This window comes from Halopiger thermotolerans (assembly GCF_054654555.1).
Genome location: NZ_BAAIEU010000001.1, coordinates 384893 through 407434 on the forward strand (window position 1 = coordinate 384893; position 22542 = coordinate 407434).

A 22542-nucleotide genomic window follows, 5' to 3' on the forward strand; every position below is an offset into this window, starting at 1 on the left:
AATAGAACCAGACGTCAGAAGAACGCTCCAAGCAGTAGATCGCCGTACGTCACCGCGATCACCAGCCCGACGAACACCGGCACCAGAAATGGCGTCCCCGGCGAGATCCAGACCGTCTCTTCTTCGGCGACGACGTCCAGCCCCGCCCGGAGCTTTGCGGGCGTCGTCCCGTAGGCCGACCCCTCGATGTCCTCGAGGAAGGCTTCGGCGCCCCAGGGATCGTCGAACGTCCGCTTTCGAGCCGGCGAGGACCGCGGCGGCTCCCGCTCGAGGTCGCCAGCGGCGGTGCCGCCGTCACCGCGCACGTCGGCGTCGATGGCGCCGTCGGTCGGGGGGTTCGGCTCCTCGGGGAGCGTCGCCGGGTCGCGGTAGGCCTCGGGATGGGCGCGCACGTCGCCCAGCGAGAGCCCGCGCCAGCGGAGGTACATCCGCAGGGCGTCGAGGTCGAGGCCGCTCAGGGAGATCCCCTCCGGCATCTCGAGGAGTTGGCCGTGGCGATCGGACAGCGACTCGGTGGAGACGGGCCAGCCCAGCACCATGACCGGCGCGATGCGGCCGGCGACGGCGTTGCGAACGGCCAGGACGACCGGAATCGCGACGGCGACGACGACGGCGTTAGTCAGGATCGTAAACGAGAGCGCGCCGAGCGGCGACGTCGTCAGCGGTAGCGTCCGCGCGCCGACGGCGTACTCCGGGAACGTCGGAAAGAGCAGCGCGATGACCAGCAGCGCCTTCGCGTCGGCGCCGCCGAAGCCGCCGAACCACCAGAACAGGTAGGCGATCGGGACGACGAAGCCGAGGCTGATCGCGGCCGGCACGAGGAACTCGGTCGTCCACGCGTGCGGCCCCGCAGCCCGCGCCAGTTGCGCCTCCCAGACGAGCAGGGCGGCACCCAGCAGGGCGAGCGGAATCCAGACGCCGCTCGAGACGCGTCTGGTCTTGATGTCGCGAACGGCGACCCAGGCGAAGACCGGGACGGCGACGAGTCGCAGGAGATCCGGACCGGTCGCCATCGCGGCTACGGCGGCGAGTGTCACGTTCACAGTCTCTCGAGTGCGGGGGCGTTATTGTTTCGGCTCGACCGGGGACGAGAGCGGAATCGACGGCGGGTCGCTCGCGGGCGATCGGCCGTCGATCACTCGACGCGCTCGCCGAGTTCCGTGATCTTCGCTTCCTGCTCCTCGTTGGCGGCCGCGACGCGGCTGATCTTCGTGGCGACCGTCTGGGCGTTCTCGGCGGTCGAATCGACCATCGTCGCGACCTCCTCGGTCGAGGACGCCTGTTCGTCGGTCGCGGCCGCCACCTCCTCGGCCCCCTGGGTCGCCTCGGTGACGGCCTCGTCGATATCCTCGAGGATGTCGACCGTCTCGCTGACGTGCTCGATGCCGGTTTCGACCTCCTCGTTGGCGTTGGCGATCCGCTCGACGGTCTCGTCGGTCTCGTCCTTGATGTCGCCGACGAGCGCTTCGATCTCCTCGGCGTTCTCGCGGGACTCCTCGGCGAGGCTCTTGACCTCGTTGGCGACGACGGCGAACCGGTCGCCGGACTCGCCGGCGCGGGCCGCTTCGATGGAGGCGTTCAGCGCCAGCATGTTCGTCTGGTCGGCGATCTCGTTGATTACGTCGACGATCGTGTCGATCTCGTCGATGCGATCCTGCAGCCGGGAGACGGCCTCGGCGACGTCCGCGTTCGCGTCGTCGACGGACTCCATCGCGTCGATGGCGTCGTCGGCGACGTCGCAGCCGTCGTCGGCGAGCTCCTGTGCGGTGCTGCTGACTTCCTTGACCTGGTTCGAACTAGCTGCGATCTCCTCGACGGTCGCGGAGAGCGACGAGACCTCGTCCGCGACCTCCTGCATCGTCTCGGACTGCTCGTCCGCCAGCTCGCTGATCTCCTCGGAACTTCCGGAGACCATCTTCGAGATGTTCAGCAGTTCCGTCACGGAGTCGCTGACCTCGTCGGCCAGCGCCTGCTCGGCCGGGTCGGCAGCGTTCCCTGCAGTGTCGTCGGTCATACACGAATCCTTCCCCGCTGCCGAGATAAAACGAACGGCCGGTGGCAGAACCATCACAGACGGCGATCCGTACTACCGCGACACATCGGCAAGAAAACTTAATCCGGTTCCGCGGAATCTGTCTGGCGTGACACAAGAAGTGGCAGCCGACACGGACCTGTACACGATCGAGCGGGACGACGACATCGACACCGTCACCTTCACCTGGGACCAGTTCGCCAGCGGCGATCGGTTCAAGGAGGGCGCGAACGCGCTGCTCGAGTACGTCCAGTCCAACGACGTCGAGAAAGTCATCCACGACACGAGCGGCATTCAGGCCCACGACGACGCGGATCTGGCGTGGCTCGAGAGCGAGTGGTACCCGAAGATGGTCGACGCCGGCCTGCGGTACTCCGCAATCGTCCACCGGGAGAGCGTGATCTCGGAGATGGACACGGAGGAGTTCGTCGAGGACGTCAAGGACATGCCGTACAAGCTCATGCACACGGCGGATCTCGCCGAGGCGCGCGAGTGGATGGCCGAGCAGTAACGGCGCAGGCGGACGCGCAGTCGGCGACTCGGTCGCCTATCGCGGCCGACCGAAGAACGACCGCGACCCGAACGGGTACCCGATCGCGGGAGAGGCAGAGACCGGCGCTACCGCTCGAGCGGACGCGAGCGGGTTGCGCGAAAAATCGAATTGGACGGATGCGTCAGTTTAAATGACGCGGTTCTGCAGGTAGTCGAGGTGCTTCGCGTTGTAGACGATCTTGACCTCGTCGGTCTCGGGCGAACCGATGCAGGTCAGGCGGACGTTCTTCTCCTCGACCTCCTCGTCCGAGAGGATCTGCTGCATGTCCATGTCGATCTCGCCTTCGACGACGATGGCGGCGCAGTTCGCACACGCACCGGCGCGGCACGAGAAGGGCCAGTCGTAGCCCTGCGCCTCGGCGGCCTCGAGGATGTACTCGCCTTCGGCGACGTCGAGCGTGCCGTAGTCCTCGTCGTCGAGGCCGGCGTCGGCGGCCTTGTCGAAGACCTCCTCGTCGTAAATGTCCCAGCCTTGGTCGTCCACTACTTCGTAGTTGAGGTATTCTACCGTGGGCATCACCTGATGATTCACGGGCCGCACTGGTATAGCTTGCTGTTCAGTCCTAAATTGTCTTTACACATGAATTGCCAGTTCGACTGAAAGTGTGGAAAGGAGTGCCGGAGTATCGGGATCGAGAGGCGAAGATAAAAGAACTCAGAACATATTCGGATCGAAGGTACCGGTTTTCAATTGTCGGCTAATCGGGCGGTACAGGCCCCGTATTCCGACAAACCGAACGTGTCATCCGTGCCAGAGGAATCGGCACTGTGTCGGATCGACGCGATCGGTTCGAGCGCCCGCCGAGCCGACCTAGAGACCGAAGATGGGAACGAACCGGAACGTCAGGTACGCGCCGACCGTCGAGATGAGCGGGACGACGTTCTGCATCAGGATCACCCGTGCGGTCGTCGACGGGTCGAACAGATCCGACGCTTTCGGGATGTCTTCGGGTTCTTCCTCGCCGATCTCCGGGGCCCGTTCGCCCTCCTCCTCGGCGGTCAGCGCGCCGACGGAGACTCGCGTTTCCTCGCCGCGGCGAGCGTCGGAGATCGTCGTCGTTCGCGTCGCCCGGCCCCAGCCCAGGCCGATGATGCTCATCGTCGCGATGACGACGAAACTCGCCGGAACCCCGATCGAGGAGAGCGCGATCACGATCGTCGAACTGATGACCGCGACGACGATCGCCGCCGTCAGCGGCAGGTTCGTGATGTCGTTGCCCAGCGTGTCCAGCGTCCGCCGGGCGATCGTGAAACAGCCGACGGCGACGGCGGCCGAGCCGATCAGGATCAGCGTCCCCATATCGACGGCGCCGGTGCCGTAGATCGGCGCGATTGCGTTCGCGATGTTGCTCGTTCCGGAGGAAAAGCCCATCAGACAGCCGATGGCGACGACGACGAACGCGCCCGTGACTTCGCGGCGGGTGGCGTTCTCCTGGAACTGCAGCCGCGGGACGGCGCCGGAGCGGTCGACCGTGATCATCTGTCGCCCGTCGCGGTTGGCCTCGATCGCGACCCACTCGTTGATCCGCGGGTAGAAGTAGCGGCCCACGACGCCGGCGACCCAGAAGCCGATGATGGGGGCGACGATCCACCAGACGACGATCTCGCCGAGCTCGCTCCAGTTGAGTTCGCCGGCCGCCATGCCGAGCGCGGAGATGGCGCCGACCGCCGTCATCGAAGTCGAGGCCGGAACCCCGGCGTAGTTGCCGATGAACAGCGCGCCGCCGATGAAAAAGAGGACGGCAACGTTCGAGCGCATGGTGAAGACGTCCGTGGTGTGGACGAGTTCGGTGCCGAGCGTATCGACGACGTTCGGGCCGATCGTCCACGCCCCGACGAAGAAGAAGATCGACATCAATCCGGCCGCCATCAGCTTGGTGATGACGTTCGCGCCGACGGCCGGGCCGAACGCGGGGCCGGTCGTCGAGCCGCCGATGTTATATCCGACGAAGATAGCGGTAAGGACTCCCACGATAAGCAGTACTTCCGTCACGTTCCGTAGTCATTCGATTCGACCATAAAAAACGCGCCTATTCGCGGCGGCGTCTCCCGGACGCGGATCGGTCGGCGACGGATTCCGCGACGGACGGCGGGTCAGCGAACGACGACCACCGGAACCGGGGAGCGACGGACGACCGTCTCCGCGACGTTGCCGACGAAGACCCGATCCGCGACGCTGCCGCCGTGCGTGCCGATCACGACCGTCTCGTAGTCGTCGGCGCGGTTGATGATCGCCCGGGCGGGATGGCCCAGTTCGATCGTCGTCTCGAGGTCCGGATCGCCGTCGGCCGCCGCGACGAGTTCGCGTGCGCGATCGAACACCTGCTCCGCGTGCTCCTCGGCGGCCTCCTCGAAATCGTCGGCGAGCGCGAGTCCCGTCGCCTGCGCCCACATCGGCGACGGTTCGCCCACGACGTGCAGGACGGTTATCTCGGCGTCCGGATAGACCTCGAGGGCGTACTCGAGCGCGCGTTCGCTCATCTCCGACCCGTCCATGGGGACGAGGACGTGCGAGACCATACGCCCCCTCCCACGCCGACGGGAATAAGCGCGTGGGTGCGTCGAGAGGGCGCTCCGGACGGGCCCGCGTTGGGTCTGTGGTCAGCGGTCGGTGAACCTCACCCCCAGTACCAAGAGCGCGTGTCGCATAGTCATCCGTGGATCGCGGACCCACCATGGACAGTGATACTCCGGGATCGGGCGTCGGCGGAACCAACGTCGACGACGAGTCGCCGCGGATCGAGCCGACGGTCGAAACCGGCGGGGCGACGAGAACCGACGACGCCGAACTCGAGCGGACGCTGGGGCTCACCGGCGGCCTCGCGATCGGGATCGGGACGATGATCGGCGCCGGTATCTTCGTCTTTCCCGGCCTGGCGGCGGGGCGTGCGGGACCCGCGGCCGCGGGCTCGTTCGCCATCGGAGCCGTGATAGCGCTGTTCGTGGCGCTGCCGGCGTCGGAACTCGCGACCGCGATGCCGAAAAGCGGCGGCGGCTACTACTTCATCTCGCGCGGGCTCGGCACGCTCGCCGGGACCGTGGTCGGCCTGTCGCTGTGGCTGGGGCTCGTGTTCGCGACGGCCTTCTACCTCGTCGGCTTCGGCTACTACGCCGTCGACACGTTCGCCGAACTCGGCATCGCCGTCGGCAGCGGGTGGGTCATCCCGCTGGCGCTGCTGTTCGGCGCCGGGTTTACGGTGCTGAACGTCACGGGCACGGAGAACGCGGCGAAGCTCCAGAACGGGATCGTCGCCCTGTTGCTGTCCATCTTGACGTTCTTTCTGGGATTCGGCGGACTCGACGCCCTCGGTCTCGTCGGCGAGCCGGCCGCGCCCGAGCGGTTCGCGCCGTTCGGCGCGGTGCCCGTGCTGACGACGGCGGCGCTCGTGTTCACCTCCTATCTCGGCTTCGCACAGATCGCGACCGTCGCCGGCGAGATGCGCAATCCCGGTCGGAACCTCCCACTGGCGATGGTCGGCTCCGTGCTCGTCGTCGGCGTCCTGTACGTCGCGACCATCTTCGTCGCGACGAGCGCGTTCGGCAGCGAGCGCCTCGCCGACCTCGGCGAGACGGCGATGGTCGAGGTCGGCCGCCACTACCTCGGCCCGCTCGGCGCGGTCGCGATCGTCTTCGGCGGTCTGCTCGCAACGATCTCGAGCGCCAACGCCTCCATTCTGAGCACCTCGCGGGCGGTCTACGCCATCTCGCGGGACGCCCTGCTCCCGCGGTGGGCGAGCCGGATCAACCTCCGGTACGGGACGCCCCACGTCGCGCTCGGATTGGCCGGCGGGCCAATCTTGGTGTTGACCGCCACCGGCCGGGTGACGATCCTCGCGGAGGTCGCCTCGTTCCTCCACCTCGTCATGTACGGCCTCATCTGCGTCGCGCTCGTCGCGTTTCGCCGCGACGAGCCGGCGTGGTACGACCCCGACTTCCGGGTGCCCGGCTATCCAGTCGTGCCGGCGGCGGGTGCGATCGCCAGCTTCGGACTCATCGGGTTCATGCAACTGACCTCGCAGCTGATCGGCCTCGCGGTGATGGTCGCGACCGCCGGGTGGTACGTCTACTACGCCCGGAACGTCACCCTCCGAGGTGTCCTGTGATGCCCCGCGTCCTCGTTCCGCTGGCCGTCCTCGAGGACGAGTCCGCCTCGCCGGGGCTCGTCGACCTGCTCGCGCCCGCCGACGTGACCGTCCTGGGTTATCACGTCCTGCCCGAGCAGACGCCGCCGGATCAGGCCCGGGTCCAGTACGGCGACCGCGCGACCGCCGCCCTCGAGGACCTGACGGCGACGTTCGAGGCGGCCGGGGGCGCGGCCGACTACCGACTCGCGTTCACGCGCGACCGCGACCGAACGATCGACCGCGTCGCAGCCGAAACCGGCTCGCAGGCGTACGTGCTGACGGGGATCGCAGACTCGATCGACCGGCTCCTGGTCCCGCTGACCGGGGACGTCGCCGCCGACCGGGTTCTCGCGTTCGTCGCCGATCTGATCGGCGACCGGGAGATCGACGTGACGCTGTTTCTCGCGACCGACGCGGAGGCCGACGGTCGACTGTTGCTCGAGGAGGCCGCCGAAACGCTCTCGCGTCGCGGCATCGATACCGAGTCGACGCTCGTCATGAGCGAGGGCCCGCTCGACGCGCTCGGCGGCCGGACGTTCGACGCGCTCAGGGAGGGCGCCGCCGCCCACGATGCGGTCGTCGTCGGCGAGCGCGCGCCCTCGGTCCGGTCGCTGCTGTTCGGCGACGAAACCGAGCGGATCGCCGCGGAGTCGGTCGGCCCGGTGCTGGTCGTCCGGCGCCCGGAAGAACCACCGGCGGAGACCGAGCCGGAGCCGTGAGGCGCCGTAGCGCGCCTCGGGTCTCATTCCGAGATCGCGTCTCGCGCCGCCTCGTCGTCGGCCTCGGAGTACTGCCCGCGGACGACCAGCACCGGATCGGCCGTCCGCTTCGCGAGCCGCTCGGCGCGGTCCCGGAGGACGTAGCGGCGAATCGAGGGGCGGCTCTCGCCGGCGACGAGCATATCGTGTTCGGCGGCGGCCTCGAGGATCGCCTCGGTCGGCGAGTCGTCGACGACCACCGACCGGGAGATGCGGTCGGGATCGAAGCCTGCGTCCTCGAGCGCCGCGGCCATCGTCGCGAGCAGGTCCTCGCCCTGCTTGCGATCACGCTCGTCCCCCACGACGTGTAGAAGCGTCGCGTCGATGTCCGTGTCCTCGAGGACGGTGGCGACGAGTCGGGCCTTGTGTTCGACGTTGACGTCGCTTCGAATCGCGACGAGCATTGACTCGAGGATCGGGGCGGGGTTGAGGATCAGGACGGCGTCACAGCCCGCTTCCACGGCGACGCGTTCGAACGTCCTGAAGCGGTCGCGGGTGAACACGAGCCGCGAGGTGACCGGACAGCCGGCGGCCTCGAACACCGTGCGGCGCTCCTCGAGTTCGCGCATGGCTCGCGGCTGGAACTGCTCGCGCGCCTGGTTCGGCGACGTCTGGTCGGGGACCTCGTGGTAGCCGAGCAGGAGGACCGGAATCGACGCGAGCGCGTCGATCAGGGTCGTGGGAACGCTCTCGCCGCGGAGCACCGCGACGGGAACGAGCACGCGGTGATCGTCGGTGTCGGGCATCGACGGGGAGCGGTCATCACGTACGGGTCGGCGCGTAATATAGCCCTGGCAGGGCCACGGGCGAGGGAGAGGACGAGAGCGCCGGAACCGACTTCGGGCCGACGTCTCGCTTCGCTGAGATCGACCCGGATTAGAGGCCGAAGATCGGGACGAATCGGAACGTGGCGTAGGCTCCGATCGTCGCGATGGCCGGCACGACGTTTTGCATGAGGACGACGCGGGCCGTCGTCGACGGGTTGAACAGATGGGCCGCGCTCGGGATCCGCTCGGGCTCCTCCTCGCCGATCGGCGGCAACTCCTCGCCCTCCCGGTCGGCGGTGAGCGCGCCGACGGAGACCGGGGTTTCCTCGTTCCCGCGAACCGCGTCGGTCACCGTCATCGGGCGCGTCGCCCGTCCCCAGCCGAGGCCGATGATACACATCGTCGCGATGATGACGAAACTCGCGGGAATGCCGATCGCCGAGAGGAAGATGACGAGCGTCGAACTCACCGCTGCGGTGATGATCGCCGCGGTCAGCGGTAGCTCCGTCAGTTCGCTACCCATCGTCTCGAGGGTCCGGCGCGCGATGGTGAGCGTGCCGATCCCGACCGCAACGCAGCCGATGATGATGGCGGGGTTCATCTCGAGTTCGCCGCTGCCGACGAGCGGGGCGATCGCGTTCGCGATGTTCGAAGTGCCGGAGCTGTACGCCATCAGGCAGCCGATGCCGATCACCATCGCGACGCCCGCCAGTTCGCGCCGGTTCGTGGTCTCGCTGGGGATCGGAACCGGGACGGCCCGGGAGCGATCGATCGTAAAGAGCGGCCCCTCGCTGCGCTCGATCACGATCCGCCGGTTGATGGCGGCGTAGAAGTACCGGCCGATGATCAGCGAGACCCAGAAGCCGATGAAGGGCGAGACGATCCACCAGACGGCGATCTCGCCCATCACGGTCCAGTCGAGTTCGCCGGCGGCGAGCCCCAGCCCCGCGATCGAGCCGACGGCCGTCATCGACGTCGACGCCGGGACGCCGAAGAAGTTGCCGATAAACAGCGCGATCCCGATGAAAAAGAGGACGCCGACGCTCGCCTCGAGCGTGAACACGCCGGGATCGGTGACGAGTTCGTTCCCGAGCGTGTGGACGACTTGCCGGCCGATCGTCCACGCGCCGACGAAGAAAAACACCGCCATCAACAGCCCGGCGACGGTTTTCGAGATGGCGTCGGCGCCGACGGCCGGCCCGAACGCCGGTCCCGTCGTCGCGCCGCCGATGTTGAATCCCACGAAAACGGCCACGAGAATGCCGACGAGCAGCAACACCGTGCTCATTCTGTGAATCTATCGTACGGGTTTCACGTCGATTCGCATATTCGTTATGCTCGCACGCTATGAGCCGAGTATCGCGTCTTCGCGGTTTGCCCGAGACACGGCACCTGGCGCGGCCGAGCGAAGAATCGTCGCTCGGCGCCGGAATCAGCGATCGACCGGCCGGTCGGACTCGTCCGAGTCGTCCGGGTCGTCGGAATCGGCTTCTCCTTCAGCGACCGTCTCCTCGAGCAGCTCCTCGATCTCGTCCTCGCGCGGTCGGCGATCGATCCGTTCGTCGACGGTGTCGATCTGTTCCTGGACCGCGTCGACCTGCTCGCCGATCGTCTGTTCGACGGTTTCCTCGACCGTCTCCTCGACGGCGGTCGTCATCCACTCGGGATCGAACCGGGCCATCTTCCAGACGACGTGGACGGCGTAGGAGATCAGGACGCCCAATCCGAACGCCAGTCCGACCTGCGTCCCGACGGAGACGATCAGCACGATCGAGACGAAGATCAACACGCCGTAGACGAGGTCGATGATCGCGTCGACGCGTCGCGGATTCATCGCTCGGCCGGCCCCTCCGTCGCGACGAACTCGATTCGAACGCAACCCCTGTGAGAGCTCATGCTGTGCTGCTAATTCAGGGTAGCCTGTGAAAGTACTTGGGTTCAGACCCCCCAGAAGAACGCGATTCCGAGCACCGTCACGACCGACAGTAGCAACTGCAGCGGCGCGCCGATGCGGGCGTAATCGGTGAAGCGGTAGCCGCCGGGCCCGTAGACGAACAGGTTCGTCTGGTAGCCGATCGGGCCCAGGAAGGCCGTACTGGCGGCGAAGGTCACCGCCAGCACGAACGAGAACGGGTTCGCGCCGATGCCGGCCGCCGCGGCCGCCGCGACCGGAATTAGGAGGACGACGCTGGCGTTGTTGCTGATGACGTTCGTCAGCAACGCCGTGAGGACGTAGAACAGCCAGAGAACGGCGATCGTCGGCAGTACCGACGCGGTCTCGACGACCGTGAACGCGAGCAACGCCGCCGCGCCGGACTCCTCGAGCGCGATCCCCAGCGGAATCACGCCGGCAAGCAGAAAGATGATGTCCCACTCGACGGCGTCGTACAGTTCGTTCGCGTCGAGGACGCCGGTGACGACCATCGCGACCACGCCCGCGAGCGCCGAGATCAGGATCGGATAGATCTCGAGGGCGGCGACGGCGACGACGCCGACCATGATGGCGACGGCGATCGGCGCCTTGTCGGCGCGGTACTCCGGTTGGGAGGATTCGCGGGCGACGATCACGTCGTCCCCGCGGGCGAGGCGGTCGAGCGTCTCGGGGGGCGCCTGAACGAGCAGCGTGTCTCCCACACCGAGACGGGTGCCGACGATGCGCTCGGCGATGAGTTCGCCGCGGTGGCGCAGACCGAGGACGGCGGCGTCGAACTCCTCGCGGAAACCCTCCGGATCGAGCCGCTCGCCGACCAGCCGCGAGTCCAGCGAGACGACGAGTTCGGTGATGATCCCCTCGTCGGCTGAGAGGTTCAGATCCGTCCGGGGGAAGCCGACTGGCTCGATCCCCGCGGCGTCCTCGAGCGCCGCGATCGCGTCCCGATTCGTGCGGACGACGAGGACGTCGCCCTCGTGGAGTCGGGTCTCCTGTCGCGGCGCGATCGAGCGGTCCTCGTCGCGGACGACCTGCACGACGTCGACGTCGGGGGCGAGCATCTCGACGGCGTCGCCGACCGTCTCGCCGACTAGCGGCGAGCCCGGCACGACGGCCACGTCGGCGACGTAGTTCCCCACGTCGTACTCCTCAAGGTAGTCCGCGCGCGGGGGGACCCGCTCGGGCAGGAGGTAGTGACCGACGAAGATCAGGTAGAGCCCGCCGACGAGCGTGACGAGAGCGCCGAGTTGCGTGAACTCGAACATCGAAAACCGGTGGAGTTCGGGGTATTCGCTGCTGAGTCGGGCGCTGATGTCGCTGGCGAGGATGTTCGTCGAGGTCCCGATCAGCGTGAGCATGCCGCCGATCTGCGAGGCGTACGACAGCGGGATCAGCAGCTTCGAGGGCGAGGTGTTCCCGCGGTTGGCGACATCGGTGACGACCGGCACCAGCAGGGCGACGACCGGCGTGTTGTTGAGGAAACCGGAGACGGGGCTGGTCGCGGCGACGGTCGCGAACAACTGCCGGCGGACGCTGTCGCCCGCGAAATCGGCCATGCGCCGACCGAGTTCCTGGACGACCCCCGTCCGGCTGATGCCGCCGCTCAGGATGAGCATCGCGAGGACGGTGATCGTCGCCTCGTTCGCGAATCCGGAGATGCCGGTTTCGGGATCGATGCCGGTCCACGGCTCCAAGACGACCAGCACGACGATCAACAAGATCGCGGTGACGTCGATCGGCAGGCGCTCGGTGAGAAAGAGCACGAGCGCGAAGAAGACGACGCCGAACACGACGAGGACATCGGTCGTCAACTCGGGTTGAGCCGCCGGCTCCTGGACCAGCGGCGCGAGAACCGCCATAGTTCGTACTGGTAGCCACACCGAGCGAATATGTAATAACTCCGTAAGGAAAGCGAACTGTAACGGGCCGATGACGACCATCGGCGTCGACACGCGCTCGGAACCGTCGACCCGGCGGCGACGCGCCGGTCAGAACCGTCGGCTTTACTCGAGTCGGGCGCGCTCACACGCGTATGCACGATCAGTTCGAGTCCGACGCCGAGTTCGAGGTCATCCCCGCCGTCGACATCCAGGACGGCGAGGTCGTCCAGCTCGTCCAGGGCGAGCGCGGGACCGAGAAGACCTACGGCGACCCCGTCGAGGCCGCCCAGCGGTGGATCGACGCCGGGGCCGAGTCCCTGCACCTCGTGGACCTGGACGGCGCCTTCGAGGGCGAGCGCGCGAACGCCGACGCCATCGAGGGGGTCCTTGAGGCCGTCGACGTGCCAACCCAGCTGGGCGGGGGCATCCGCACCGTCGACGATGCGGTCGACCTGCTCGAGCGCGGCGTCGATCGGGTCATCCTCGGTACCGCGGCGGTCGAGAACCCCGAGATCGTCCGCGAGATCAGCGAGGAGTACCCCGAGAGCGTCGTCGTCAGCCTCGACGCGAAGGACGGCGAGGTCGTCGTCGAGGGCTGGACCGAGGGCGCCGGCATCTCGCCCGTCGAGGCCGCCGCACGCTACGAGGACCTGGGCGCCGCCGCGATTCTGTTTACCAACGTCGACGTCGAGGGCCAACTCGAGGGCGTCGCGACCGAGCCGGTGCGGGAACTCGTGGCCGCGACCGACGTCCCGGTGATCGCCAGCGGCGGCGTGGCGACGCTCGAGGATGTCCGCGCGCTCGCGGATGCGGGCGCGGCCGCGGTAGTCGTCGGCAGCGCGCTCTACGAGGGGAACTTCACGCTCGAGGAGGCGCAGGCGGCGGTCGACGGCGCTCGGGGGAACTGAGCCGGCGCAGCCCCGTCCGCTCGTCCGGGACGGACGCCTTGATAGGCCCGTAGTACGTAGGGTCGGCCGTGCGCTCGAACGATCGGGACCGGCTGGTACTCGCCGCGGTCGTTTTCGCCGTGTTGTTCTCCCAGCTGTTGCTCTACCCGGGGGTCGCGACGCTCGTCGAAACGCTGGGTGCCGACGCGTCCACCTCGGCGTTCGCGGCGACGCCGCTGGACGCGAGCATGTGGTTCCTCGTCGCCGAGTTCGCCGCCTACGTCGCCTTCGTCGGCGTCTGGGGCGTCGCCAGCGACGTGACCGGCCGGCGGACGCCGTTTATCGTCGCCGGCGCGCTGGCCGGCGCCGTCGGCTACGCGGCGCTGGCCGCGGTTCCCGCGATCGGTTCGATCCCCTTCGAGGGCGTGCTCCTCCTGCGGCTCTTTCAGGGGGCGATGACCATCGGCGCGTTCTCCCTGACGATGACCATGCTGATGGACCTCGAGGGGGGCCACGGCCGGAACATGGGCGCGGCCGGGATCGCCATCGGACTCGGAGCCGCGACCGGCGCGCCGATCGGCGGGCAACTGACCGAGGTCGATCCCCTCGCGCCGCTGGTCGCGGCCGCCGGCCTACTCGTCGTCGTCGGCGGCGTCGTCACGCTGGTCGAGGACCGCGCGCCGACCCAGAAGCGAACCGCCCGCGCACTCCTCGAGGGCGTTCGCCGCCGCCCGACGCTGTCGATCCCCTACGCGTTCGGGTTCGTCGACCGCATGACCGCCGGCTTCTTCGCGCTCGTCGGGACGCTGTACTTCCAGGACGTCTTCGGCGTCGACGCCGGGACGACCGGCCTGCTGCTGGCCTGTTTCTTCGCCCCCTTCGCGCTCCTACAGTATCCGATGGGCGCGCTGTCGGACCGGATCGGCCGGACGATCCCGATCGTCGTCGGGTCGGTCTGCTACGGCGTCGGCATCCTCGCGCTCAGCGCCGCCCCCTCGGTGGCGACCGCCGCGGTCGGGATGGTCGGCATCGGCGTCCTCGGGGCGCTGGTGTCGCCGACGACGATGGCGCTGGTCACCGACCTCGCCGACGAGAGCGAACGCGGCCTCGCGATGGCCGGCTTCAACCTCGCCGGCAGCCTCGGCTTCCTCGGGGGCTACCTCGTCGGCGGCACCGTCGCCAGCAACTACGGCTACGGGCTCTCGTTCCTCGTGGTCGGCGGCCTCGAGATCGCCATCGCCGTCGTCACCGTCCCGATCTTCATCAAGCTCTCGCTCGAGCCCGAAACCCGGTTCGGCCGCGACCCCGAGACGACGGAGTAGTCGACGCCGAGCGATCCGCCGACCGCTGCGGCGGGCGGTCGAGGATTGGTTCGATAAAAAAGGATCTCGGCGCCGTTCGGATTCGACAGTTGTGGTATGTTACTGAATCACTCTCCGGGGGTAGAGGGTGTCCATTTTTATGTGGTCAGCCCCAAACCCAAAGTGATGACACGAGAGAACGCGGTCTCACGCCGAAAAGCGCTCAAGGTAACCGGCGCAGCAGCCACGACGGCGCTCGTCGCTGGCTGTGGCGGCAGCGGCGGTAACGGCGGTAACGGCGGTAACGGCGGTGACGGCGGAGACGGCGGTAACGGCGGTGACGGCGGCAACGAAAGCGGTGGCGGCGGCGAAGGCCCCTACGAGATCGAGCCCGGTACGACCATCGAGCTCCGTTCCCTGGCCCAGTCCTGGGAAGGAATCGCGCCGTCCCAGATCGAGGGCGTCGAGAATCCGGCCCTCAGCCTGGCGGAAGGCGAGAGCTACACCATCCTCTGGGCGGAGAACGAGTCCGGAACGCACAACCTCGCGGTCTACGACAGCAACCAGGAAGCCGTCGCCGGACCGACGGAGACGAGCAGCGACTCGGAACCCGGCCTCGAGGTCGAGTTCGAAGCCTCGAGCGACACCGTGGAGTACGTCTGCGAGCCCCACTACCAGGTGGGCATGAACGGCGACATCGAGCTCCAGTAAGCGTACCGAGCCGATTCGACACCGCGAACTCTTCGTTTCGGACGGACGACTCGCTGTCGAGCCGGTTTCGACATTTTTTGCGGACGCTACGAGGGTGTCGTGAGCGCCGTCTGACTGCCAACCGGTCGACCCGCCGATCCGCCTACCCGCCGAGCGGAGCGGCGGCGCCGACGCGGGAGTCGTCTGCCGCTCGTCGGTCGAGACGCCCGGAGCCGGTAGTTCGTCCACCGGGCCGCTTTCGGCGTCAATACAGCATCAAAAGTACCATACCATCGGGTGACCCAGTAAGCCGTATCAGGTGGTTTCCGTGACCGAGAAACGCGAGTATACCGACGATTACCCCGACAAGACGCTGTACATTCCCGGCCCGACCGAAGTACGCGAGGACGTCCTCGAGGCGATGAGCCAGCCGATGTTCGGCCACCGGATGGACCGGATGACCGACCTCTACACGACCGTCGTCGAGGACACGAAGGAGTTCCTCGGCACGGACAACGAGGTCATCGTCCTCACCGCCTCGGGCACCGAGTTCATGGAGAGTTCGATCCTCAACCTCGTCGACGAGAACGTCCTCGTGACGACCTGCGGCAGCTTCAGCGAGCGCCAGGCCAACGTCGCCGAACGCCTCGGCAAGACCGTCGACACCCTCGAGTACGAGTGGGGGCAGGCGGTCAAGCCCGAGGGCGTCCGCGAGAAACTCGAGGAGAGCGACACCGACTACGACGCCGTCACCTGCGTCATGAACGAGTCCTCGACCGGCGTCCGCAACCCCGTCGAGGAGATCGGCGACGTCGTCGCAGAGTACCCGGACACCTACTTCATCGTCGACGCCGTCTCCGCGCTGGGCGGCGACTACGTCGACATCGACGAGCACAACATCGACGTCATCTTCACCTCGGTCCAGAAGGCCTTCGCGATGCCGCCGGGACTGGCCGTCTGCGTCGTCAGCGACGAGGCCTACGAGCGCGAACTCGAGTCCGAGTCCGCGTCGTGGTACGGCGGCTTCCAGCGTTCGCTGGACTACTACGACCGGAAGGGCCAGACCCACTCGACGCCGGCCATCCCGGTCATGCTCGCCTACCGCAAGCAGATGAAACACATGCTCGAGGAGGGCCACCAGGCCCGCGACGAGCGCCACCGCGAGATGGCCGAGTACACCCGCGAGTGGGCCCGCGAGCACTTCGCCATGTTCCCCGAGGAAGGGTACGAATCGCAGACCGTGAGCTGCATCGAGAACACCCAGGGGATCAACGTCGCCGAGACCATCGACGCCGTCAGCGAGGAGTACGACTTCGTCTTCTCGAACGGCTACGGCTCCCAACTCGGCGAGCAGACGTTCCGCATCGGCCACATGGGCGAACACGACCTCGAGTCGATCAAGCGGCTGACCGACGCGCTCGAGGACGTCGCCGGGCTGTAACCGGTTTGCGGCGCCGGGCGTTATTTTATTTGATCGTCTCCTCATCGCATAATGGTTATTTTTCTATCACTACTGAAGGTCACAACTGCCGGCAGAATTCGAGACACTGCAGGTGACAAAGACCGCGACGGAGCGTTACAGGTATAGCAGGCAAGCTCGGCTGTACCGTCGATTCGACGGCGAGTACGTGGCCGTCGACGTCCTCAGCGCAATCCGCGGAGCCACTCGAGGAACTCCTGGATCGTCTCGGCGAGCCACTCGAGCGCCGCCTCGAGTCGACTCCCGGCGCGGTCACCGTCCCGATCCGCGCCGCGATCGGGTTCGTCGTCGACCGCACCCTCCGCCGCGAGCGCCGCGCGGGCGTCGACGAGTCCGTGCCCGTATTCGCAGGTCTCGAGGACCGGCTCCGCCGTCTCGGTGAGCGTCCGCCGGACCGCCTCGTTCGGACCGGGTCCGCCCTCGTCTCGCTCCGCCCAGACTAACGCGGCGACGCCGGTGACGAACGGACAGGCCATGCTCGTCCCGCTCGCCTCGGCGTACTCGTTGTCGACGACGCTCGAGACGATGTTCGTCCCCGGTGCCAGCAGGTCGACGGCGGCGCCGACGCTGCTGTAGGACGCCAGCGAGTCGTCCTCGTCCGTCGCGGCGACCGCGAGGACGTCCTCGTGGGTCGCCGGATAGGTCATCGTCTCCGCGTCGCAGGCGCCGTCGCCCGAGTGTCCCTCGTTTCCGGCCGCGGAGAGCAGGAGGTGCCCCTCCTCGTGGGCGCTCTCGATCGCCTCTGCGAGCGTGTCGCTCTCGGTCTCGCCGCCGAGGCTCATCGAGATGAGCTCGACGTCGTTCGACATGCACCAGTCGATCCCGGCGATCAGTTCGCTGTACCGGCCCCGGCCCTCGTCGTCGAGCACCTTTACCGCATAGAGGTCGGCGTTCGGGGCGGTTCCCACCACGCCGCGATCGTTATCCAGCGCACCGGCGATGCCGGCGACGTGAGTCCCGTGTCCGTGGCGGTCCTCGTAGTCGCCGGGCGGGCCGGACGCCGTGAAGTTCCGGCCGCCTGCGACCGAGAGGCTACAGTGGTCGGTCTGGATGCCCGTATCGAGGATGCCGACGTCGACGCCCGTTCCGTCCGGCTCGACGTCGTCGGCGCCGATTCGCTCGTGGCCCCACGACGCCCGCTGGTCCGGGTGGGTCGAACAGTCCGCCCTGTCCGGCGGCAGTAAGAGATCGAGCAGCGAGGGATCCCAGCCGTCGGGAATCCCCGTCTCGTCGTCCTCCTCGACGGTCGCGACGCCGGTTGCGGAAAGGAGGTCGTCCAGCCGGTTCTCGGGGACCTCCGCGACGACGAAGTCGAAGTTGTCGTACTCGAGGACCGTCGTCCCGCCGACGGAGTCGATGACATCGAGCAGGTCGCCGAGAAGGCCGTCCTGCGGGTGGACGAACACCCTGCGGGCGTCCGAAGCGGTCGGCGACGCCGACGCGGATCTCGAGGCCGTCGTCCCGAGCACCCCAGTCGCGACGCCGGCGCCGACGCGCTGCAGCAGCTGCCGACGACTGAAAGTCATGGATTCCGGAAGGTAAACGGACGAGATAAGCTTTCTGTGCTGCCCTCGTTTGTGACAGCTATCCGTTAGATACGGACGCTGGCCGCGAGGGCGCTTCGAGCGCTGCGAGGAGCGCTCGAGTCGGGGAAGGGCAGGCTACTGACATACGGAGCGGAAGATAGCGCCAGCAGCCGACGAAACGAGCCACCGGCGTACCCTCGGCGAGCGGACCAACGACTGATGTGAACGGTAGAACGAGTGAACGGAAGGAGGAGTGTCTTCGTGAGCAAAGCGAACGAAGGCACGGAAGTCGAACCCGTGAACGGCGTGAGCGGGAACGTCTTCCGTCGTTTTTACTCGAATTTTTGCCGAGGGCACGGCAAAGTCGCGCCCGTGGTTCGAAAGACGCCAAAGGCGTCTTTCGTCATCACGAGAGCGGGTCGCTCTCTCGAACGACAGCGCAAAACGTCGTGCTTACTGGATGTGACCTTCTTCCCGCAGCTGGTCGGCTTCGCTTTTCTCGTAGCGCCAGGTGATGTCGGCCTTCTCGTCCTGCCAGTCCCAGGGTTCGACGAGGACGACGTCGTCCTCGCGGATCCAGATGCGCTTTTGCATCTTGCCGGGGATGCGCGCGGTGCGCTCTTGCCCGTCGGCACAGCGTACTTTCACCCGATTCGCCCCGAGCATGTCCGTGACGGTCGCGAAGACCTCGTCGTCCTCTGGCATCCGGAGGTTCTTGCGACCGCCGTCGCCGTCGTCACTCATACGGCCAAATTCGCGTTGGAGGCGTTTAACCCTTTATCGATTTCCGCGTCGGGACCGCCCTACGCGGCGGGGACGAGCGCGGGAGCGATCGGCGTCGGCTGCGGAGGGAGACCGACCGCTCGAGCAGTCGGCAAACCGCGCCGTTTATTTCCGTCCCCTGACCACTCCTGCGTATGATCGACAAGATCGGTCCCCTCGGGATCGTCGGCGTCGTGGTGTTGCTCGGCGGCATCGGACTCATTGCGTACGCGAACCCGATCATCGCCGCGGGGATGGCGCTCGTGCTCGTCGGACTCGGCCTGGTCGTGAAGTCGCTGGTGTCGGGCATGCTCCAGAGCTTCGGGATGTTCTAACTCGGGCCGTTCCGGCCGGTGACTGCGCGATCGCATCCCTTACCGTTTTGTCGCCGAATCGGCTTTTCCCGGTATGGGCTATTCGCTGCACTACTACGATCTCGTGTTGGGCTGTATCGGCGGTAGTCTCGCCGTCGGAGTACTGATCGGCTACGCCACGCCGATCGCGATCGAGTTCTCGATCGCCGCGCTCGGGCTCGTGGCGCTGGCCTTCATCGGGCACGCGCTGTTCGTTAACGGGCCGGTCGACGACCCCGGGGACCTGACCGAGGAAGTCGACGTCGAGGAGGTGCCGCAGGTGCTCTCGCCGACGGAGTCGGCGGACTGAGCGCGACTCGAGACGGCGGGTCACGGGTCACGAAACTACTGAGCAAAAACTCGAGTAACGCGGATTCACACCTCGTTGTTGCCGGCCCGGTGCTCGCTGATGAGTTGATCGACCATCTCTGCCTTTCGGTCGAGGCGGCGGTCACGAGCGCGCTCGTGCCAGTCGTCGATGACGGCCTCGACGTCGTCCTCGCGGGCGACGGCGAGTTCGTCGACCTCCTGCATGGCGACGTCGTCGGCGGGGCCGACCGGGATCTCCTCGTCGAAGAGGATCTCGTCGGCGATGTCGGAGAGGCCGCCCTCCTTTAGGATGACGCGGGGCTCGAACTCCGCGAGCAGTTCGGCCGTCGAGCGACCCGCGCCGCTTGCATCCCGGAGGTAGACGACGTCGCCGGCCGCGATGCCGTACTGCTCGTTGGCCTCGCGGATGGCGCCCTTGGTGAACTTCTCGACGACCTTCACCGGGACGAGCCCCTCCTTCTTCGCCGAGACGTCGCTGAAGTTCGAGTGATCGAGCTTCCAGAGGGCCTTCATCCGCTCGACTTTCTTCTCTAACTGTTCGACCTCCTCGAGCGCCTCGTCGCGCTCGTACTCTAAGCGCTCGGCCTTGCGCCGGTAGCGGGTCACCTCGCGGTCCTTCCGAACCTCCTTGCGCTCCTCGCGGCGGGCGGCCTCGAGTTCGGACTCGAGGTCGTCGATGCGGTCGTCTTTCTCCTCGAGGCGGTCCTCTAAGGTGTCGACGTGGGACTGGAGGCGCTCGACCTGCCGCTTGAGGTCCTTGATGCGCTTTTCCTCCTCGGTGAGTTCGCGGGGCTGGTGCTCGGTCGTCTCCTCGTCGCCGTCGTCGTCGTCCTCGAGGTCCGCGAGGACGGCTTCGACGCTCTCCTCGCCGGCGACGACGCGGGCGGTCACCTCGCCGCGGTCGACTCCCGGCGGAAGCTTCCGGGCGATCCGGTCGAACTGGTCCTCGTGGGCGTCGAAGGCGTAGAGTGCGGCCGCCATGGCGTCGCGCTGGTGGTCGTTCTCGTAGGGGTGGTCGCGGGTCCGGTGTTGCTTCTCGTCGACGGGGAGGTCGGTCTCGGGGGTCCAGCCCGCGGCGTCGAAGCTCCGGCGGAATTTTTCCACCGTTTCGGGCATCGGCGTCACGTCGGCCGCGACGACGATCGGCCGACCCCGTTCGACGATCCACTCGATTACCTCGGCGGTGTCGCTGGTCCGGGAGCTCCAGACGTCCAGCACCTCGCCCTCGAGGCCGACGATGGCGACGGCGGTCGTCGTGCCGGGATCGATCCCGACGATGACGTGGTCCCGGCGCTTGGCGAGCGGGCGGAACTCGATGCCGTCCCGGCGCTCCCGCTCGATTTCGACGCGAACGTCGCCCGAGCGATTGCGGGAGACGGGGATCTCGCTCGGTTTCGCTTCGACGGTGAAGACGGCGTTCGCGTAGCCGCCGTAGGCCTCGCGGGTCTCGGTCTCGTACGCGAGGTTGGCGTCCTCGAGTTCGGACTCGACCTCGCGGGCCCGGCGCTTGACGGAGCCGTGGATGCGGCGGGTGTAGCGGTCCTCGCTCCAGCCGCCGCTGCCGGTCGAGCGGCCCCTCGAGACCTTGACCTCGGTGGTGTCGGTGAAGGCCGACACCTCGTAGCCGACGTTGTGGGCAGCCAGCCGGGCCGCGGCCTCGGCCTCTTTCATTGGCTGCTTGCCGTAGGGGATCCCGTGGCGCTTCGCGACGCGGGAGAGGGGTTCGGGCTGCTCGGCCCCGGTCACCTGGACGAGCTTGGTTCCGGAGGGCAGCGAACCCAGAAAGTGGATGAGCTGGTCCTTGTCGGCGGCCAGCTCGTACATGTTGTCCGTCGCGACGATCGCCGGCTCCTCGTCGTCGATCAGTCGCCGGAGTTTGCGGTGGGAGACGACGTCGCGGCGGACCTCCTCGCCGTCGTACCTAACCAGTGCGTAGGAGGGCGCGTCGCCCCGCACGTCGCCGCTTTGCACGTCGACTCCGAAGACGACTGCATCGAGCGCACTCGTTCGGGTGCTCACGGATACCGTTAGGCAATCCCCGAATATAAACCCATGGCGGGCGGTAACAGCGATTCGCTCTCGCGGTTCGGGGCGTCGATTCGGCCCTCGAGAGCTCGAGGTTCCGCGGGTCCAACAGATTGTTCTGCCGCTGCCCGTGGCTATTTGACGAGCCCCGAGTCACGTGTTCCCATGGAGTATACCACACTCGGCTCGACCGGGATGGAAGTGAGCAAGATCTGTCTCGGCTGCATGAGCTTCGGCACCGACCGCGACTGGATGTTAGACCGCGAGGAGAGCCGCGAGCTCATCGAGCGGGCGATCGATCTGGGAATCAACTTCTTCGACACGGCCAACGTCTACTCGGCGGGCGAGAGCGAGGAGATTCTGGGCGACGTACTCGCCGACTACGACCGCGACGAGATGGTCGTCGCCTCCAAGGTCCGGTTCAGCGGCGAGAAGGATCACCGCAACGCGACCGGGCTCTCGAGAAAGACCATCGAGCAGGAACTCGAGCACTCTCTGGATCGGCTGGGGATGGACACCCTGGACCTCTACCAGATTCACCGCTGGGATTACGACACGCCGATCGAGACGACGCTGCGGGCGTTAGACGACGCCGTTCGGCGCGGACAGGTGCGCCACATCGGCGCCTCGTCGATGTGGGCCCACCAGTTCCTCGAGGCCCGCCGCGTGAGCGAACGGGAGGGGCTGGCGCCGTTCGAGACGATGCAGAACCTCTACCACCTCGCCTACCGCGAGGAGGAGCGGGAGATGTATCCCGTTTGCGAGAAATACGACGTCGGGACGATTCCGTGGAGCCCGCTCGGGGCGGGCTACCTCGCGCGACCCCACGAGGAGTTCCAGACGACGACCCGCGGCGAGCACGAGGTCGAGGAGGCCGGCGTCCCCTACCACGAGTTCCCGGGCAGCGAGGCGATCAACGAACGAGTGCAGGAACTGGCCGACGAGAAGGGCGCCACGATGGCCCAGATCGCGCTGGCCTGGCACTTCCAGAACGACAACGTGACCGCGCCGATCGTCGGCACCTCGAGCGTCGAGCACTTAGAGGAGGCCGTCGAGGCGCTCGAGATCGACCTCTCGGACTCCGATATCGACTATCTCGAGGAACCGTACGAGCCGGTGCCGGTGTACGGCCACGAGTAGCGCCG

At 67.2% G+C, this 22542-nt stretch carries 22 protein-coding genes; 10 read left to right on the forward strand and 12 right to left on the reverse strand.

Annotated features, from left to right (window positions below; genetic code table 11):
- Positions 1-14: 14 nt before the first annotated feature.
- Positions 15-1037, reverse strand: coding sequence for an A24 family peptidase (locus ACYQ26_RS01985; protein ID WP_459806612.1), 1023 nt, complete (start codon positions 1035-1037; stop codon positions 15-17).
- A 98-nt stretch (positions 1038-1135) separates the two neighbouring features.
- Positions 1136-2014, reverse strand: coding sequence for a methyl-accepting chemotaxis protein (locus ACYQ26_RS01990; protein WP_459806613.1), 879 nt, complete (start codon positions 2012-2014; stop codon positions 1136-1138).
- Positions 2015-2141: 127 nt separating this feature from the next.
- Here ACYQ26_RS01990 and ACYQ26_RS01995 point away from each other — a divergent pair, with 127 nt between their 5' ends.
- Positions 2142-2543 (forward strand): hypothetical protein, encoded by a 402-nt coding sequence (locus ACYQ26_RS01995; RefSeq protein ID WP_459806614.1) that lies wholly within the window; start codon positions 2142-2144, stop codon positions 2541-2543.
- A gap of 168 nt (positions 2544-2711) precedes the next feature.
- Here ACYQ26_RS01995 and fer read toward each other — a convergent pair whose 3' ends face one another.
- The 3 genes from fer to ACYQ26_RS02010 form a co-directional block, all read right to left on the reverse strand.
- A complete protein-coding gene (fer, locus tag ACYQ26_RS02000) occupies positions 2712-3101 on the reverse strand; it encodes a ferredoxin Fer (RefSeq protein WP_459806615.1) in 390 nt (129 codons plus the stop codon).
- 294 nt (positions 3102-3395) lie between these two features.
- On the reverse strand, positions 3396-4577 hold the full coding sequence (locus ACYQ26_RS02005; protein ID WP_459806616.1) for an inorganic phosphate transporter: 1182 nt from the start codon (positions 4575-4577) through the stop codon (positions 3396-3398).
- Between the two features lie 101 nt (positions 4578-4678).
- Positions 4679-5104 (reverse strand): universal stress protein, encoded by a 426-nt coding sequence (locus ACYQ26_RS02010; RefSeq protein ID WP_459806617.1) that lies wholly within the window; start codon positions 5102-5104, stop codon positions 4679-4681.
- Between the two features lie 155 nt (positions 5105-5259).
- Between ACYQ26_RS02010 and ACYQ26_RS02015 the strand changes: the two genes are divergently transcribed.
- Together ACYQ26_RS02015 and ACYQ26_RS02020 are read left to right on the forward strand one after the other, a co-directional pair.
- Entirely contained in the window at positions 5260-6687 is a 1428-nt protein-coding gene (locus ACYQ26_RS02015; protein WP_459806618.1) for an APC family permease, read from the forward strand.
- Positions 6687-7427 carry a universal stress protein gene (locus ACYQ26_RS02020; protein WP_459806620.1) on the forward strand — a complete coding sequence of 247 codons (741 nt, stop codon included), beginning with the start codon at positions 6687-6689 and terminating at the stop codon, positions 7425-7427. The genes ACYQ26_RS02015 and ACYQ26_RS02020 overlap by 1 nt, the downstream gene beginning before the upstream one ends.
- A gap of 23 nt (positions 7428-7450) precedes the next feature.
- Here ACYQ26_RS02020 and ACYQ26_RS02025 read toward each other — a convergent pair whose 3' ends face one another.
- The 4 genes from ACYQ26_RS02025 to ACYQ26_RS02040 form a co-directional block, all read right to left on the reverse strand.
- Positions 7451-8212: a universal stress protein gene (locus tag ACYQ26_RS02025; RefSeq protein ID WP_459806621.1), complete on the reverse strand. Its 762-nt coding sequence runs from the start codon at positions 8210-8212 to the stop codon at positions 7451-7453.
- A gap of 130 nt (positions 8213-8342) precedes the next feature.
- A complete protein-coding gene (locus ACYQ26_RS02030) occupies positions 8343-9521 on the reverse strand; it encodes an inorganic phosphate transporter (RefSeq protein WP_459806622.1) in 1179 nt (392 codons plus the stop codon).
- A 144-nt stretch (positions 9522-9665) separates the two neighbouring features.
- On the reverse strand, positions 9666-10067 hold the full coding sequence (locus ACYQ26_RS02035) for a hypothetical protein (RefSeq protein WP_459806623.1): 402 nt from the start codon (positions 10065-10067) through the stop codon (positions 9666-9668).
- Positions 10068-10171: 104 nt separating this feature from the next.
- Entirely contained in the window at positions 10172-12022 is a 1851-nt protein-coding gene (locus ACYQ26_RS02040; RefSeq protein ID WP_459806624.1) for an SLC13 family permease, read from the reverse strand.
- Between the two features lie 173 nt (positions 12023-12195).
- On the opposite strand from ACYQ26_RS02040, the gene hisA reads away from it, so the two are divergent.
- The 4 genes from hisA (at position 12196) to ACYQ26_RS02060 (ending at position 16362) form a co-directional block, all read left to right on the forward strand.
- Positions 12196-12951: a 1-(5-phosphoribosyl)-5-[(5-phosphoribosylamino)methylideneamino]imidazole-4-carboxamide isomerase gene (hisA, locus tag ACYQ26_RS02045; protein ID WP_459806625.1), complete on the forward strand. Its 756-nt coding sequence runs from the start codon at positions 12196-12198 to the stop codon at positions 12949-12951.
- 68 nt (positions 12952-13019) lie between these two features.
- Positions 13020-14252: an MFS transporter gene (locus tag ACYQ26_RS02050; RefSeq protein WP_459806626.1), complete on the forward strand. Its 1233-nt coding sequence runs from the start codon at positions 13020-13022 to the stop codon at positions 14250-14252.
- 165 nt (positions 14253-14417) lie between these two features.
- Entirely contained in the window at positions 14418-14942 is a 525-nt protein-coding gene (locus ACYQ26_RS02055) for a plastocyanin/azurin family copper-binding protein (protein ID WP_459806627.1), read from the forward strand.
- 307 nt (positions 14943-15249) lie between these two features.
- Positions 15250-16362, forward strand: coding sequence for a pyridoxal-phosphate-dependent aminotransferase family protein (locus tag ACYQ26_RS02060; RefSeq protein ID WP_459806628.1), 1113 nt, complete (start codon positions 15250-15252; stop codon positions 16360-16362).
- A 203-nt stretch (positions 16363-16565) separates the two neighbouring features.
- Here ACYQ26_RS02060 and ACYQ26_RS02065 read toward each other — a convergent pair whose 3' ends face one another.
- Both ACYQ26_RS02065 and eif1A read right to left on the reverse strand, forming a co-directional pair.
- The gene (locus tag ACYQ26_RS02065; RefSeq protein ID WP_459806629.1) at positions 16566-17927 is read right to left on the reverse strand and encodes a S8 family peptidase; all 1362 of its coding nucleotides are present in this window, start codon (positions 17925-17927) and stop codon (positions 16566-16568) included.
- Positions 17928-18380: 453 nt separating this feature from the next.
- Positions 18381-18671, reverse strand: a complete 291-nt coding sequence (gene eif1A / locus ACYQ26_RS02070) for a translation initiation factor eIF-1A (protein ID WP_013878773.1) — start codon at positions 18669-18671, stop codon at positions 18381-18383.
- Between the two features lie 173 nt (positions 18672-18844).
- On the opposite strand from eif1A, the gene ACYQ26_RS02075 reads away from it, so the two are divergent.
- Both ACYQ26_RS02075 and ACYQ26_RS02080 read left to right on the forward strand, forming a co-directional pair.
- Positions 18845-19024, forward strand: coding sequence for a DUF7470 family protein (locus ACYQ26_RS02075; protein ID WP_013878774.1), 180 nt, complete (start codon positions 18845-18847; stop codon positions 19022-19024).
- Positions 19025-19097: 73 nt separating this feature from the next.
- On the forward strand, positions 19098-19352 hold the full coding sequence (locus ACYQ26_RS02080; protein ID WP_459806630.1) for a DUF8015 family protein: 255 nt from the start codon (positions 19098-19100) through the stop codon (positions 19350-19352).
- A 65-nt stretch (positions 19353-19417) separates the two neighbouring features.
- Here the strand turns inward: ACYQ26_RS02080 and ACYQ26_RS02085 are convergent, their stop codons facing one another.
- Positions 19418-21391, reverse strand: a complete 1974-nt coding sequence (locus ACYQ26_RS02085; protein ID WP_459806632.1) for a DUF460 domain-containing protein — start codon at positions 21389-21391, stop codon at positions 19418-19420.
- A gap of 171 nt (positions 21392-21562) precedes the next feature.
- Between ACYQ26_RS02085 and ACYQ26_RS02090 the strand changes: the two genes are divergently transcribed.
- Positions 21563-22537, forward strand: a complete 975-nt coding sequence (locus ACYQ26_RS02090) for an aldo/keto reductase (protein WP_459806633.1) — start codon at positions 21563-21565, stop codon at positions 22535-22537.
- The last annotated feature ends 5 nt before the right edge of the window (positions 22538-22542 follow it).

Excerpts from the sequence above, each read along its gene's own strand:
- ACYQ26_RS02020 (WP_459806620.1), top strand. The coding sequence starts at position 6,687 with ATGCCCCGCGTCCTCGTTCCGCTGGCCGTCCTCGAGGACGAGTCCGCC.
- eif1A (WP_013878773.1), bottom strand. The coding sequence starts at position 18,671 with ATGAGTGACGACGGCGACGGCGGTCGCAAGAACCTCCGGATGCCAGAG.
- fer (WP_459806615.1), bottom strand. The coding sequence starts at position 3,101 with ATGCCCACGGTAGAATACCTCAACTACGAAGTAGTGGACGACCAAGGC.
- hisA (WP_459806625.1), top strand. The coding sequence starts at position 12,196 with ATGCACGATCAGTTCGAGTCCGACGCCGAGTTCGAGGTCATCCCCGCC.
- ACYQ26_RS02080 (WP_459806630.1), top strand. The coding sequence starts at position 19,098 with ATGGGCTATTCGCTGCACTACTACGATCTCGTGTTGGGCTGTATCGGC.
- ACYQ26_RS02075 (WP_013878774.1), top strand. The coding sequence starts at position 18,845 with ATGATCGACAAGATCGGTCCCCTCGGGATCGTCGGCGTCGTGGTGTTG.
- ACYQ26_RS02055 (WP_459806627.1), top strand. The coding sequence starts at position 14,418 with ATGACACGAGAGAACGCGGTCTCACGCCGAAAAGCGCTCAAGGTAACC.
- ACYQ26_RS02015 (WP_459806618.1), top strand. The coding sequence starts at position 5,260 with ATGGACAGTGATACTCCGGGATCGGGCGTCGGCGGAACCAACGTCGAC.
- ACYQ26_RS01990 (WP_459806613.1), bottom strand. The coding sequence starts at position 2,014 with ATGACCGACGACACTGCAGGGAACGCTGCCGACCCGGCCGAGCAGGCG.
- ACYQ26_RS02065 (WP_459806629.1), bottom strand. The coding sequence starts at position 17,927 with ATGACTTTCAGTCGTCGGCAGCTGCTGCAGCGCGTCGGCGCCGGCGTC.
- ACYQ26_RS02040 (WP_459806624.1), bottom strand. The coding sequence starts at position 12,022 with ATGGCGGTTCTCGCGCCGCTGGTCCAGGAGCCGGCGGCTCAACCCGAG.
- ACYQ26_RS02090 (WP_459806633.1), top strand. The coding sequence starts at position 21,563 with ATGGAGTATACCACACTCGGCTCGACCGGGATGGAAGTGAGCAAGATC.
- ACYQ26_RS02030 (WP_459806622.1), bottom strand. The coding sequence starts at position 9,521 with ATGAGCACGGTGTTGCTGCTCGTCGGCATTCTCGTGGCCGTTTTCGTG.
- ACYQ26_RS02035 (WP_459806623.1), bottom strand. The coding sequence starts at position 10,067 with ATGAATCCGCGACGCGTCGACGCGATCATCGACCTCGTCTACGGCGTG.
- ACYQ26_RS02025 (WP_459806621.1), bottom strand. The coding sequence starts at position 8,212 with ATGCCCGACACCGACGATCACCGCGTGCTCGTTCCCGTCGCGGTGCTC.
- ACYQ26_RS02010 (WP_459806617.1), bottom strand. The coding sequence starts at position 5,104 with ATGGTCTCGCACGTCCTCGTCCCCATGGACGGGTCGGAGATGAGCGAA.